The 12,730-nt window shown below is 64.2% G+C and carries 12 protein-coding genes, 3 tRNA genes and 1 pseudogene; 8 read left to right on the top strand and 8 right to left on the bottom strand.

The genetic code is table 11. From position 1 onward, the window contains the following. Positions 1-92: 92 nt before the first annotated feature. From BKA07_RS03060 to BKA07_RS03040, 5 genes are all read left to right on the top strand, one after another. Positions 93-166, top strand: a tRNA-Ile gene (locus tag BKA07_RS03060). A 149-nt stretch (positions 167-315) separates the two neighbouring features. Next, positions 316-391: transfer RNA gene (locus BKA07_RS03055), tRNA-Ala, on the top strand. A gap of 317 nt (positions 392-708) precedes the next feature. Continuing rightward, positions 709-2,157: a DHA2 family efflux MFS transporter permease subunit gene (locus BKA07_RS03050; RefSeq protein WP_167952803.1), complete on the top strand. Its 1,449-nt coding sequence runs from the start codon at positions 709-711 to the stop codon at positions 2,155-2,157. A 304-nt stretch (positions 2,158-2,461) separates the two neighbouring features. Beyond that, positions 2,462-2,827 carry a hypothetical protein gene (locus BKA07_RS03045; protein WP_167949600.1) on the top strand — a complete coding sequence of 122 codons (366 nt, stop codon included), beginning with the start codon at positions 2,462-2,464 and terminating at the stop codon, positions 2,825-2,827. Between the two features lie 100 nt (positions 2,828-2,927). Then, positions 2,928-3,000: transfer RNA gene (locus BKA07_RS03040), tRNA-Ala, on the top strand. 150 nt (positions 3,001-3,150) lie between these two features. Here the strand turns inward: BKA07_RS03040 and BKA07_RS03035 are convergent. The 3 genes from BKA07_RS03035 to BKA07_RS03025 all read right to left on the bottom strand — a co-directional run bounded on the left by BKA07_RS03035 (position 3,151) and on the right by BKA07_RS03025 (position 7,802). Continuing rightward, positions 3,151-4,524 (bottom strand): aldehyde dehydrogenase family protein, encoded by a 1,374-nt coding sequence (locus tag BKA07_RS03035; protein WP_167949599.1) that lies wholly within the window; start codon positions 4,522-4,524, stop codon positions 3,151-3,153. A 180-nt stretch (positions 4,525-4,704) separates the two neighbouring features. After that, positions 4,705-6,144: an aldehyde dehydrogenase family protein gene (locus BKA07_RS03030; RefSeq protein ID WP_167949598.1), complete on the bottom strand. Its 1,440-nt coding sequence runs from the start codon at positions 6,142-6,144 to the stop codon at positions 4,705-4,707. Between the two features lie 80 nt (positions 6,145-6,224). Next, a complete protein-coding gene (locus tag BKA07_RS03025; RefSeq protein ID WP_167949597.1) occupies positions 6,225-7,802 on the bottom strand; it encodes a GMC family oxidoreductase N-terminal domain-containing protein in 1,578 nt (525 codons plus the stop codon). Between the two features lie 123 nt (positions 7,803-7,925). On the opposite strand from BKA07_RS03025, the gene BKA07_RS03020 reads away from it, so the two are divergent. Both BKA07_RS03020 and BKA07_RS19880 read left to right on the top strand, forming a co-directional pair. Next, entirely contained in the window at positions 7,926-8,471 is a 546-nt protein-coding gene (locus tag BKA07_RS03020; RefSeq protein ID WP_167949596.1) for a GbsR/MarR family transcriptional regulator, read from the top strand. Beyond that, entirely contained in the window at positions 8,399-8,578 is a 180-nt protein-coding gene (locus tag BKA07_RS19880; RefSeq protein WP_425339346.1) for a DUF5808 domain-containing protein, read from the top strand. The genes BKA07_RS03020 and BKA07_RS19880 overlap by 73 nt, the downstream gene beginning before the upstream one ends. Positions 8,579-8,586: 8 nt before the next feature. On the opposite strand, the gene BKA07_RS03015 is transcribed toward BKA07_RS19880, so the two are convergent. The 3 genes and pseudogenes from BKA07_RS03015 to BKA07_RS19485 form a co-directional block, all read right to left on the bottom strand. Beyond that, positions 8,587-9,126: a DinB family protein gene (locus tag BKA07_RS03015; RefSeq protein ID WP_167949595.1), complete on the bottom strand. Its 540-nt coding sequence runs from the start codon at positions 9,124-9,126 to the stop codon at positions 8,587-8,589. 69 nt (positions 9,127-9,195) lie between these two features. Beyond that, entirely contained in the window at positions 9,196-9,477 is a 282-nt protein-coding gene (locus BKA07_RS03010; RefSeq protein WP_280712827.1) for a DUF488 domain-containing protein, read from the bottom strand. Beyond that, positions 9,477-9,563 (bottom strand): annotated as a pseudogene (locus BKA07_RS19485) (DUF488 domain-containing protein); the annotation flags it as partial. The gene BKA07_RS03010 and the pseudogene BKA07_RS19485, both read right to left, overlap by 1 nt. Before the next feature lie 154 nt (positions 9,564-9,717). On the opposite strand from BKA07_RS19485, the gene BKA07_RS03005 reads away from it, so the two are divergent. Then, positions 9,718-10,470, top strand: coding sequence for a pyrimidine reductase family protein (locus BKA07_RS03005; RefSeq protein WP_167949594.1), 753 nt, complete (start codon positions 9,718-9,720; stop codon positions 10,468-10,470). A 12-nt stretch (positions 10,471-10,482) separates the two neighbouring features. On the opposite strand, the gene BKA07_RS03000 is transcribed toward BKA07_RS03005, so the two are convergent. Beyond that, positions 10,483-11,133, bottom strand: a complete 651-nt coding sequence (locus BKA07_RS03000) for a TetR/AcrR family transcriptional regulator (protein ID WP_167949593.1) — start codon at positions 11,131-11,133, stop codon at positions 10,483-10,485. Beyond that, the gene (locus tag BKA07_RS02995; protein WP_167949592.1) at positions 11,123-12,724 is read right to left on the bottom strand and encodes an AMP-binding protein; all 1,602 of its coding nucleotides are present in this window, start codon (positions 12,722-12,724) and stop codon (positions 11,123-11,125) included. Before BKA07_RS02995 ends, BKA07_RS03000 begins: the two co-directional genes overlap by 11 nt. Between the last annotated feature and the right edge of the window lie 6 nt (positions 12,725-12,730).

Below are 12,730 nucleotides of genomic sequence, written 5' to 3'. Positions count from 1 at the left end.
GATGGCGGAGCCGTGTGAGGCGAGTCACCGTCAGCGGATTTGTGTTGGCATGACCCGTTGGGTATCGTTTTACCTCGGGTTCACCCTGAAAAGGGCCTATAGCTCAGGCGGTTAGAGCGCTTCGCTGATAACGAAGAGGTCCCTGGTTCAAGTCCAGGTAGGCCCACATCCTTTCGAGGAGGATCATGAAGAAATGGATTCTCAGCGGTCTCACTCTGGTGGGGCTGGGAGTGTTCTTCCGGTGGCGGCACAACAATCAGAGTGCCCAGGCCGAGTGGTCCGAACACACCGACTCGGTGTGAGGGGATTCCCTTTGGGGGTATGGCGCAATTGGTAGCGCATCTGCTTTGCAAGCAGAGGGTTAGGGGTTCGAGTCCCCTTACCTCCACCAGATGACGAAAGGCTTCGGACCGGCTCGGTTCGGAGCCTTTATCCTGGGACATCGAGCTGTCCGCGGATGTGCTCTCGTTCGGTGGCCGAGAGTTTTCTGTCTCGTCCGCGGAATAAGTTTGCGCCTGTCATCGTTGTCGAGTGTGTCCGTGTGTCTCCCCCGACGATTCCGGACGCGCCCACGCCCCGCGGGGCGGGCGGCTGAAGCCGATTGTTCGGCCATTGATCACATCACCTGATCGGAGTTCTCCCTTGTCCAGCGACACCTCGCCCCCACGCCCGAACGATTCGCAGGCAGACACCATCGATCCCGCGGGCATGAAGGTGATCTGGCTGCTCCTGGTAGCCGCCTTCGTCGCCATCCTCAACGAAACGACGATGGCCATCGCCATCCCGGACCTCAACGCGACATTGGGGATCCCACCTGAGCTCGGTCAATGGCTGACCAGTGCGTTCATGCTGACCATGGCCGTTGTCATCCCCACGACCGGCTTCATCCTGCAGCGATTCACCACCCGTCAGGTCTTCCTGGCCGCGATGATCCTCTTCTCCTCGGGCACGCTGATCTGTCTCGTGGCGCCCGGATTCGCGCTGCTGCTCGTCGGTCGCGTGGTCCAGGCCGCAGGCACCGGCATCATGATGCCCCTGCTCATGACGACGATGATGAACGTCGTCCCCCCGCACTCCCGCGGCAGAATGATGGGCCGGATCGGTCTCGTCATCTCGCTCGCCCCTGCGATCGGACCGACGATGTCGGGCATCGTGCTCGACTCACTGGGCTGGCGCTGGCTCTTCGCCATCGTCCTGCCCATTGCGCTCATCGCCCTCGGTCTCGGCGCGAAGTGGATGACCAACCTCGGCGAGAGCACCCATGCTCCGATCGACATGGTCTCCATCGTCCTCTCCGTCTTCGCCTTCGGTGGAATCGTCTTCGGTCTCAGCCAGTTCGGCGGGGGCCACGGAGGCGACACGGGCGGAGGGTCGACGACCGGCCTGGCCTGGACCGCGATTGCTGTGGGAATGGTGTTCCTCGCCGTGTTCCTCTGGCGCCAGCTGATGCTGCAGAGGGAGGATCGCGCGCTGCTCGACCTCCGAGTCTTCTCGACGAAGAACTATGTCATCGCCGTCATCATCATGGCCATCGTGTCGCTGGCGATGTTCGGAACCTTGTCCCTGCTGCCTCTCTACCTGCAGAACGTCGCCGGGCTCAACGCTACCCAGTCGGGTCTCGTCCTCCTGCCCGGCTCCATTCTCATGGGCGTCTTGGCGCCCCTGATGGGCCGCATCTACGACTCCCGGGGCCCGCGGACACTGCTGATCCCGGGATCGATCATGATCGCAGGATCGCTGTTCGCCTACTCGCTGGTCTCCATCGGCACGACCACCTGGGTGCTCGTCGTCATCCAGACAGTGATGTCCCTGGGCCTGGCCGCATCGTTCACTCCCCTGTTCTCGGCTTCCCTGGGATCGCTCAGGGCGAAGCTGTACTCCCACGGGTCAGCGGCGCTGAACACCATGCAGCAGGTGGCGGGCGCGGCCGGAACCGCGCTGCTCATCTCCATCTACTCCTCCGCCCTGCACACCGGTCAGGCGGCAGGACGCTCCGCAGCGGAGGCCGGTTCGCCCGGAGCGCAGAGTGCCTTCCTGCTGGCCGCGGTCATCGCCTTGGTTCCCGTGGTGCTGTCCTTCCTGATCAAGAAGCCCGAGGATCAGGAAGAGGCCCCCGCCGAGGTGGTCGACCTGGTTCCGGAGTCACCCGCCGAGTGACCTGAGTGCCAGCGCAGCGGCTGCGATGGGGCAGAGGATTGCCGGCGAGCATGCAATTCGCGATCCCCCTGGAGAGCTGCTTTCGCACGACAAGTTCGTACTTTCGGGTGATGACTGTGCCCTCACCGAGGTGCGCACAATGAGGTCATCGAACCAAGGCGAACAGAGTGGGACAACGAGCGTGGAACAGAAGCTCAGTCGATCCGGCACGGGGCGATCCGGCGGTTTCTCGTCGACAGAGACGAATCGGTGTACTGGCACTGTTGGCTGCGCTGGTCGCTGGACTCGTCGAAATGTGGCTCAGTTGTGGCCGCTGGATGACCTCGGCGCCGACAGTGGGGCGATTGTCGTGCGACTGACCATCTACGGGGCCGTGGCCGTGCTGATCGTGAAGTTCGCTCGGGGATACGATTGGGCTCGAATAGTCCTGCTCGTCGGACTCGGGATCATCGGTATGGCCTCCTTGATCATCGAACCTGTGTTGTGGCTCTTCGACCAACCCGATTACGGCCCGTTCTTCGCCGCGATGGACGTCGCCGGAGGAGTGATTCTCGTCAGCAGACTCGCTCATATCGCTGCTGTGGTCGTCGGTGTGTCTGCAATGCTCAAGGTGCATGCCCGCTCGGACGGAAGTGGAGTTCGGCCGCAGATTGAAGAGGCAGGTGGGTGAGAAGTGACACGTCCGAACCTGATTGATCTGTGAATTATCCGGTCACTGTTTGACTGATTGGGAGATCCGTACGATCACGGGTAATATCGGTCTGTACTCTGGGGGTATGGCGCAATTGGTAGCGCATCTGCTTTGCAAGCAGAGGGTTAGGGGTTCGAGTCCCCTTACCTCCACTCGAGACGCTATTGAGACAGCACTCGTAGAGAAGGTCCCGCCGGCAGCGATATGGAGGCAGCCGGCGGGACCTTCGTCTATTCGGTTATTGGACGTCATCCACTTCGCGAGCCACCGGGACGCGGTCGACTCGGTGGGCGCGACGTTCCTCAGGCGTGGACGCGGATGAGGTGCTCGTTCGTGAACGCCTGGAATGCCCACTGTGCGTTCTCGCGGCCATAGCCCGAGCGGTTGATGCCGCCGAACGGGTATTCCGGTCCCGATTCCATGTGAGAGTTGATCAGGGTCATGCCGGCGTTGATCTCGGCGCCGAAGCGCTCACCCTTTTCGAGGTCATCGGTCCACACGGAGCTCATGAGCCCGTATTCGGTGTCATTGGCCAGGCGCAGCGCATCCTCTTCGTCCTTGGCCCGGTAGACCATGACGGCCGGACCGAAGAGCTCGTTGCAGCCGAGGTCGGACTTCGGGTCGATGTCGGAGATGACGGCAGGCGACATGAACCAGCCCGGACGATCGAGCTTCTTGCCACCGGTGTGCAGCGTGGCACCATCCGATACGGCCTTGTCGATCATCGCCACGATGTCATCGCGAGCACCCTCGGACGAGACCGGGCCCATGCCGACATCGGGGTCGTCGAAGGTCGAGACCTTCGTCGCCTCGGCGGCCTTGACGGCTTCGGCGAGGAACTCGTCGTAGAGATCATCGACGACGATCATGCGCTTCGGCGAGGTGCAGACCTGCCCGGCATTCGCCAGGCGCAGGCCGACGAGCTTCTTGGCCAGCGCCGGCACGTCCTTGGAGTCGAGGACCACGGCGGGATCGTTGCCGCCGAGTTCGAGGACGGCGCGCTTGTAGTACTTCGCGGCGATGGCCGCCACGGAGGCGCCCGCACCCTCGGAGCCGGTGAGCGAGAAGCCCTTGACACGGAAGTCTTTGAGGATCTCCTCGGCGTGCGAGCTGTCGAGGTAGATGTTCTGGTACACGCCACTCGGCAGACCCGCCTCGGTGAGGAGATCCGCGAAGTACTGTGAGGACTTCGGGCAGATCGAGGCCTGCTTCATGATGATCGCGTTGCCGACCATGAGGTTGGGCAGCACGAAACGGGCGATCTGGTTGTAGGGGAAGTTCCACGGCATGATGCCCAGCAGCACGCCCAGCGGCTGATGGCGGACATAGCTGCTGGCCGCACCTGCGGCGGCGAGATGCGTGGGGGCCAGATGGGTGGCGGCATTGTCGGCCATCCAGCGGGCCGTGCGAGCGACCTTGTCCACCTCGCCGAGGCCCTGCTTCTTGACCTTGCCCATCTCACGGCCGATGATGTCGGTCATCTCATCGGCATTGGCATCGACGAGGTCGGCGAACTTCCGCAGAATCGCGCCGCGCTCATGCAGCGGCGTCTGCTTCCACGCAAGGTGGCCGTCGTGGGCGCGATCAATGTAACCGGGGATCTCTTCCTTGGGAACGGAGGCGAACTCCTCTTCGACCTGGCCGGTGTTGGCATTGGTCACTGCGAACTTGCTCATAGCACGTCCTTTCGCGCATAAAATCGAGTTGCGGGGTTAACAAGAACAATGACGTGCGAATTCCGCCAGGGCAAGTCGGTCTCAAACTCGCGTAGGTCCGGCGGGTCCGCCGGGTCCAGCGGCGGTGGAGGTCCGGCGGGTCCGCCGGCGGCCGAAGACCGGCTCCGGCGCCTGTGAGGCTCAGGAACTCGCTGCTGCGGTGTGAACCGTCGAAGGACGGGTCGCAGCGTCGTAGGACGCCGTTGCTCCGGTGGCACCCATTCCGCTTGCGCGAGCCGGCTCATAGGTTGCCGCACCTCCGCCTCCCTGCCACTGGTTGACCCAGATGACCCCGGCGGGAATGGTCTTGGCCGCCTCGAGATGCTCGGTCGTGTGGGAGTAGACGGTGAGGGCCAGGCCGAACGCCGATCGGGATGCCCGCCGAACTCCTTCCGCGAATGAGGACACGACAGCCACCGGCGCGACCGGGCCGAAGGTCTCCTCGGTCATGAGCGGCATCGAATCCTCGACGCCGGTGATGACCGTCGCAGGGTAGAAGTATCCCGTGCCGTCGGGGATCCGACCGCCTGTGCGCACGGTGGCGCCCCGCGAAACCGCATCAGTCACCTGCGAATGGACGATGTCTCGCTGTCTGCCGTCGACCAGAGGACCCATCATGGCACCCGACTTGAGCCCGTCGTCGTAGGCGTAGGCTTCGCTTGCTCTGACCAGCTCCTCGACGAACTCTTCGGCGATGGCTTCGTGGACGTAGATGCGCTCCATCGAGGTGCAGATCTGACCGGTGTTGACGAACGATCCGAATGCCACCGCCTCGGCGGTCGACCGGACATCGACATCGTCATCGACGATGACGGGATCCTTGCCGCCGAGCTCCAGCACCGCACGGTGCAGCGACCTGCCCGCGGCGGCACCGACCTTCCGGCCGGCAGCCACCGATCCGGTGAAGTGGACCAGATCGATGTCGTCGTGGGCGACCAGGGGCTCACCGGCGTGGACGTCACCGAGGACGAGGTTGAGCACCCCGGCGGGAAGATCGAGCAGCTCGAACAGCCTCACCGTCGACAGCGGGGAGCGCTCGGAGGGTTTGACGACCACGGTGTTCCCGGACGCCAGCACGGGTCCCAGAGCCGCCAGAACCATGGTGACGGGGAAGTTCCACGGCGTGACGACGGCGGCCACTCCCACCGGGTGCCGGATGACCTGAGTCCGTCCACCGCCGGGGTCGTCGGTGGAGGTCTCGAAGGAATAGCTCAGGCCCTCCTGCGCCGAGGCTCTCAGGCCGGCGACTCCGGCTGCGATGAACCTGCGTCCGATGTCGACCGGCTTGCCCATCTCCCGGCATTCGAGCTCTGCCAGTTCGTCCGTGTGCTCTTCGATCCGATCGGCCCAGCGCAGAATCCGTGCCACGCGGTCCTCGACGCTCAGTGCGCTCCATTCGGCTTGGGCCCGCAGCGCGGCCGCGACGGCCCTGTCGACATCGGCACCGCTTCCCCGGGGGAATCGGGCGATGGTCTCCTGCGTCGCGGGGTTGACCACAGGCAGCAGGGTGTCGTCGAAAGAGCCGGTCCAGGCGCCGTCGATGAAGTTCTGCAGAGTTCTCGTATCGGTCTCATCGGTCATTGTGTTCGTGTCTCCAATGGGTGGCAGGGGTTGGTAGGTGTCGGGAACGGGCGTCAGGGGGTGGTGGGTGTCGGGATCTGTCAGTGGATGCGGTCGGCCAGGAGTTCACCGACCATGATGGATGCCAGGTTCGTGTTCGCACGAGGCGCCGAGGGGAAGATCGATGCGTCGACGACGTGGAGGCGCTCGAACCCGTGCACCCGGCAGTCGGAATCGACGACCGAGTGCGGATCGTCGGCGCTGCCCATGCGGCAGGTGCTGGTTCCGTGCTGCGCATCGGCGACGGTGGCGAGCAGGTGGGCATCCAATGCGTCATCGTCGTCGAGGGCCGAGAAGAGCTCCTCGTTGCAGTCCCTCACGGGCCCGCCGAGGATGGCCTGCGTGGCGTCCTGGTCGAGCAGCCCGACGAGGCTTCTGACGCCGTGACGCAGGCGGGCGCGATCACCGGGATCCGAGAGCATCCGCTCCGCCACGACGGGCTGCTCGCCCGGATCCGGCGAGGCCAGGGTGACCGTGCCGCGCGATTCCGACCGATTGAGCCAGACGCCGTAGGCACCGAATTCCGCTCCTGTGTTCGCCGTCGCCATGGAGATCACGCTCTGGTTCATCGACACGAACATCAGATCGTCGTCCCGTTCCCCCTCGTTCCCCTCCTCCGGCGCGCTCGACCAGCGCACGCACACATTCGTATGGCGATCGTCGGGTGAGGTGAGCCCGGCCGAGTCCTTGAGCGGAAGGGTGATCGTGACCATCGCATGATCCTGCAGGCCCTGTCCCACCGGGAGATCGGCGAGGACGTCGATGCCCAGGGACTCGAGTTGTTGCGCAGGGCCGATGCCGGATCGCAGGAGGATCGTCGGTGAGTGGATGACCCCGGCGCTGAGGACGGTCGTATCCGCATACCGCCTCTCCATGTCTCCTCCGCTGAGGAGGCTGACACCGACGGCACGTGTGCCCTCGAAGAGGACACGGTCGACGACCGCCTCGCCGAGGATGGTGAGGGTGGGCAGCTCACGTGCGCCTTCGAGATAGGCATCGTTGACGCTGACTCGGCGGGAGTCACGGGAATTGATGGGGTAGGGCGAGACACCCGTGGCTCGCGGGGCATTGACGTCGGGGGCCCAGGGGTGGCCTGAGGCCAGGGCGGACTCGGCCAGGGCCGAGTCGACCGCTCCCCACCGATCGCGCGGAGTGCGGAAGATGGGCGTGGGCCCGGTGTTGCCGTGATAGTCGGCGTCGCCGAATTCCTCGTCGTTCTCCAGCTTGGCGAAATAGGGAAGGACGTCCGCCGCCGACCAGCCCTCGCATCCGGCGCTCGACCAGTCAGCGAAATCGGCGAGCGGAGGGCGGATCGCGATCTGACCATTGATCGACGAGCTGCCTCCCACGCCCTTCCCCCGCCAGTACGGTGCTTCGGGCTGCACGTCTGTGCGGGTTGCATTGAGATCCGTCCACACCATGCCCTCTGTGGCATCGGGATCCATGAGAGGAACCGCTGGGTTCGGCGATCGCCATGCCTCGTGCATCTCCGCCGACCGATAGTCGCGACCGGCCTCGACGAGGAGAACGCGTTTGCCCTTCTGTGCCGAGCGGACGGCGAACGCGGCACCTGCTGAACCGGCACCGACAACGATGATGTCCCAGATTTCTTCTTTCACGTCACATCTTCCTTGAGAACGAGTAGTTTGGGAGGCAGTGGCGGTCGATTCCGCACTGCCACTACAATGACGCACATCACAACATTCAGTCAATAGTGAATGTTCAGTTCAGAGTGAATTGTCATGAAAGGGACCGACTTGGCAGCGATCGCGGACACGGGCAACACGGACGTCGAAGCGTCACTGGTCGAGAGCTTCGGGCGCCGGATCGGCGATGCCATGAACTGGCCTCCGATGGCCGGCCGCGCGGCAGGTGTTCTCATGCTCAGCGATGCTCCGCTGAGCATGGCGGCACTGCAGGAGGCGCTCGACGCCAGCAAGGGCTCGGTCTCCGAGACGACGCGGCTGCTCATCGACAACGGCGTGATCGAACGATTCAAGGAGCCGGGACAGCGACAGTTCGTCTATCGGTGGAGATCAGACGCATGGATCGGCTGCCTTGACCACCAATTCCGCGCCACGGTTCAGCTGCTGGACTTCGCGGAGTCGGTGCAGGACGAAGGGCGAACGCTGCCAGATGTCCAGCGCCGACGGATCGAGCAGATGGAAGAGTACTACCGGTTCATGACCGATCGGCTCCGGGGACTTCTCGACGAATACTCCGAATCCGTGCATTCGGGCGAGGGCTCGGACTCCTCTACTTCTGTCCCCGGGATCCGGCGTTCCTGATACCGAAGCGGTTCGGCATCGGGTGGACGCTCAACTTCGGCAGCCCGTGGTCGCTGCTGTTCCTCATCGTCGTCATCGCCGTTCTGGTGTGGGGCATCTTCTTCTGAGGCAGAGCTCAGGCACCCACGTCCTGCAGATGATGCTGAAGTTCATGCAGACCGTACCGGGTCAGTGAAGTGACGGTGAATTCGCGTCCGTCGGAGCGGTAACCGGTGCGCTCCCACTGTTCCTCGGTGACCTGGGCCAGATCGGCGGCGTAGGCCAACGATGCCGCTCGCAGGCCCACCGCCACCTCGGCGAGGTTCTGATTCCGGTAATCGGACTCGAGGGCCACGGCATCACCGTCGAAGTTCAGAAGCGTCGGTGCCGACTGGGAGACGATGAGCTGCGTGCGCTCGCGGAACAGGTCGAGGATATCGCGGACATGGGCCGCGTACTCGACGTCGGACCAGCGGTCCGGGCGGGAGCGAAGACCGGCGTTCGGTCTGGCCAGCACCTCATCCCACCTCTCCGCAGAGGCGGAGACGACTCCGGCCACCGCGGCGACGTCCTCGTCGCCGACGAACCCGCACTCGGCGCAGCCGGTCTCCAGCACGTCGGCCCAGTCGCGTGTGTCCGGTTCGATGCCCTGTGCACCTGATTCGGTCTCGCCCATGTCATGCACCTGTCCTGTCGTGGTCGTATCGCGGTCGTGTCCCGGGTGGTGGTCGTATCGCGGGAGTTACTATTTCCCGTCCAAGACCTTCTTCAACACCGTCGCATCGCTGATGTCGTCGCGCTTCGAGGCGGTCAGGAGGGTGAGTTTGCCCTTCTTCGCATAGTCCTTGAGCTGTTCGAGCGCCTCGGCGTGGTCATCGTCCTTGAGCTCTTCACGGTAGCGCTTGGAGAACTCATCGAACTTGTCGGGGTCGTGGGAATACCACTTGCGCAGATCGCTCGAGGGCGCGCGAGATCCTTCAGCCAGTCGTCGAGCTGGGCCTTGTCCTTGCTGAGCCCGCGCGGCCATATGCGGTCGACGAGGATTCGGGTTCCGTCGCTGTTGACCGGATCATCATAGGCTCGACGCACCTGCACCCGGTGCTGCTCTGACATGATCGTCCTCCCGTTCGCAAACTGATCGTTGGTGCCGATCTGTCGTGCTGCTGTCAGTCTAAGACGGAACAGGTCAGACGCAAGGTCTGATCGGCGACAACCCCGAGCCGTTCGAGCGTAGACTCGACGACCAGTGTGATGAAGCGAGGTGGCGATGACTGAGAATCCGAGGATCAACCGGCTCTTGCCCGACCAGGTGCGGGGTGTGGGTCTGTCAGATGCCCTGGCGTTTCCCACCGATGCCGGTCACTGGGTGCGGGCGGTGTTCGTGGCTTCGGTCGACGGGGCTGCGACCATTGCCGGTCACGTCGGGGGGCTGGGCAATGACGTCGACAAGCAGCTGTTCGCACTCAACCGGGCTCTGGCAGATGTCATCCTCGTCGGCGCCGGCACCGCCCGGACCGAAGTCTACGGACCCGCCGAGGACGATCCGCAGTGGCGGCATCTGCGCGAGGGCCGCAGTCCCACAGCACCCATAGCGCTGGTCTCACACAGCTTGGGCCTCGATCTCTCCGCGCCGCTGTTCACTGAGGCTCCCGACTCGGCCAGGACCATCCTCATCACCTGCGCAGACGCTCCCGCTCGGGCGCGAGCAGAGGCTGCCGAGGTCGCCGAGGTGATCGTGGCCGGGCAATCGTCCGTGGACCTGAAGGCGGCGATCGTCGAGCTTCGAGCTCGTGGATTCGCACGTATCGTGAGCGAGGGCGGTCCTCAGCTGTTCACGGATCTGCTGATTGCCGGAGTCGTCGACGAGCTGTGTCTGACCCGCAGCCCGACCCTGGTCGCCGGGACCGAGACGACCATCCTGCGTGGGGCTCAGTTCGAGCCGCCGGTCGACCTCGAGCTGGAATCCCTCTTCGGCACCGAAGACGGATATCTCTATCTGCTGTATCGACCCGCGGCATGATGGTATTCGACCCTAGTCCAGGCCCACCCGTCTGCGTGCACCATCGCTGAGGTTGCCGACGATCACGGTGCGAACCTGCCGGTCGATGTACCGATCGAGACCGACTCCCGTCTGCTGGAAGTACCAGTGTTTGAGTGCCCACATGTGCGCCAATGTCATGAGGTCGTGGCCGAGCGTGCCTGCGTCGACTTCCCGCAGGTCGCCCCTCGCCGCGGCCTCGTCGACGACGTCGATGAGCGGCTGCAGGGTCGCCAGCTCCTGGGATTGGATGGACTGCAGACCGCTGCGTGAGAGAGACCGGGAGGACTGATAGGTCAGAACGACCGCCAGCCGGTGCTCGTCGACGACCCGGCAGAACTCGGTGAACGCCGCGATGATCCGATCGACAGGATCGTCGGCGTTCTGGATGGCGGCAGGAACGCGCAGCCGGAAGTCGTCGAGAACCCGGGTGATCGCGGCCAGCACGATCTGCTCCCGGTCCGAGAAGTACTTGTACAGCAGTCCCACGCTGACGCCCGCGGATTTCGCGATCGCCTGCATCGACACCGCGTGCGAGCCCTTCGTCTGCATCAGGCTCACGGCCGCATCGACGATCTGCTTCTCGCGGAATTCCGCGCGGGCGCCGCGAACGATGGCGTTGAGATCGTCCGTCTCACTTGTCATGGGTGGTGACCACTTCCTCACGGAGCTTGAACTTCTGAATCTTACCGCTCGGCGTGCGTGGGAACTCATCGAGGCACTGCAGTGCCTCTGGCCAATAGTGTTTGGTCACACCCTTGGCGGCAAAGAATTCGCGCAGGTCGTCCATGGTGAAGGTGTGCCCCTCCCGCAGCGTGACCACGGCACAGGCGACGGGAATGTTCTCCCCTCCCCGGATGATGATGTCTTTGGAGCGGCCGCCGATCTTGATGAAGCCCTCTGCATCCATCTCCGCGATATCGCCGGTGTCCAGCCAGTCACCGTCGAAGGCCTGATCGGTGAGCTTCGGTTCCTTGAGGTATCCGACGAACAGGAACGGCCCTCTGACCTGGACCTTCCCCTCGGTTCCGGAAGGGACGGGCTCCCCGAGGGGGTCGACGACTCGGACCTGCATATCGCCGAGGGCGCGACCGTCCGTGCTCGTGACCTTGTCGTCCGAGTCGCCGGGTGCGGTCATGGTGACGAGGCCGCATTCGGTCTGGCCCCAACCGCCGAAGACGTTGAGGTTCGGGAGCAGCTCCTTGGCTTCATGGACCATGACGCGAGGGATCGGGGCACCCATGCAGCAGAAGTGCCTGAGACTCGACAGGTCACGTTCTGTCGTCTTGGCCGCCTCGATGAGGTCGTGCAGGAACGGGGTGGCACCCGAGGTGTGCTCGATGCCGAACTCCTCGACCAGCCGTGCGAACTCCTCGCCGTTCCAGGCATCTTGGAAGACACCGGAGCCGCCGACGAGCAGCGGCAGGCAGACTCCGTACATGTAGCCGGTGAGGTGTCCGAAGGTCGAGGCCATGTGGATGACGGAATCGGGTCCGAGGCCGAGACTGTCGGGCCATGGCAGGGAGGCCGAGAGCACCGAGTTGTGCGTGTGCATGACGCCCTTGGGATCACCGGTCGTCCCCGAGGTGAAGAGGATCAGACCGACATCATTGGGAGCGGGGCGCCGGGAGTCCCAGTCGACGTCCGTCGCTGAGGTGCTCGCACTCGGCGCGTCCACCGAGCCGTGGTCTCCCCGATCGAGGAAGTCGGCCCATCGCTCGAGTCCCTCGCGAGCGACGAACGGCTCCTCCCCCGGCGCGTCGACGACGACCGTGTGGCGCAGATCTGGCAGACCGTCCCGGAGACGGTCGACCATGTCCGGGTAGTCGAACTTGCGGAACCGGTTGGGGACGAAGAGGACTGTGACCGCCGCCTTCTTCGCCATATATCCGATCTCGCGATCCCGGTAGATCGGGATGAGGCCGTTGGTGACGGCGCCGGCCTTGAGCGCGCCGAGGTGGATGACCAGCCATTCGTACCAGTTCGGCAGATGGATGCCCACGACTTCACCGGGAGCCACACCCAGGTCGATCAGGCCACGGGCACACGCCTCGGCGTCGGCTGAGAGCTGACGATACGTGTGGCTTCCATAGGGATCCCTGGAGACGACCGAATCGGGGGTCTGACTCGTCCAGTGGTCGAGATGGTCGAGCAGCGTCGCGTTCTTCCACGCACCGGTCGAGGTGTATTCCTCGATGAGGGCGTCGGTGAGGATCGTGTCGAATCGGGTGGGCATGTCAGG

It is taken from the genome of Brevibacterium marinum (assembly GCF_011927955.1).
Taxonomy (GTDB): domain Bacteria; phylum Actinomycetota; class Actinomycetes; order Actinomycetales; family Brevibacteriaceae; genus Brevibacterium; species Brevibacterium marinum.
Note: the sequence above shows the minus strand (reverse complement) of the source record. Positions and strands in the feature narration are given on the sequence as shown.

What these genes read in the sequence shown, in the direction of transcription:
- BKA07_RS03050 (WP_167952803.1), top strand. Translation starts at nt 709, where the DNA reads ATGAAGGTGATCTGGCTGCTCCTGGTAGCCGCCTTCGTCGCCATCCTC.
- BKA07_RS03035 (WP_167949599.1), bottom strand. Translation starts at nt 4,524, where the DNA reads ATGAGCAAGTTCGCAGTGACCAATGCCAACACCGGCCAGGTCGAAGAG.
- BKA07_RS03030 (WP_167949598.1), bottom strand. Translation starts at nt 6,144, where the DNA reads ATGACCGATGAGACCGATACGAGAACTCTGCAGAACTTCATCGACGGC.
- BKA07_RS03020 (WP_167949596.1), top strand. Translation starts at nt 7,926, where the DNA reads ATGAAAGGGACCGACTTGGCAGCGATCGCGGACACGGGCAACACGGAC.
- BKA07_RS03015 (WP_167949595.1), bottom strand. Translation starts at nt 9,126, where the DNA reads ATGGGCGAGACCGAATCAGGTGCACAGGGCATCGAACCGGACACACGC.
- BKA07_RS03010 (WP_280712827.1), bottom strand. Translation starts at nt 9,477, where the DNA reads ATGGCCGCGCGGGCTCAGCAAGGACAAGGCCCAGCTCGACGACTGGCT.
- BKA07_RS03005 (WP_167949594.1), top strand. Translation starts at nt 9,718, where the DNA reads ATGACTGAGAATCCGAGGATCAACCGGCTCTTGCCCGACCAGGTGCGG.
- BKA07_RS03000 (WP_167949593.1), bottom strand. Translation starts at nt 11,133, where the DNA reads ATGACAAGTGAGACGGACGATCTCAACGCCATCGTTCGCGGCGCCCGC.
- BKA07_RS02995 (WP_167949592.1), bottom strand. Translation starts at nt 12,724, where the DNA reads ATGCCCACCCGATTCGACACGATCCTCACCGACGCCCTCATCGAGGAA.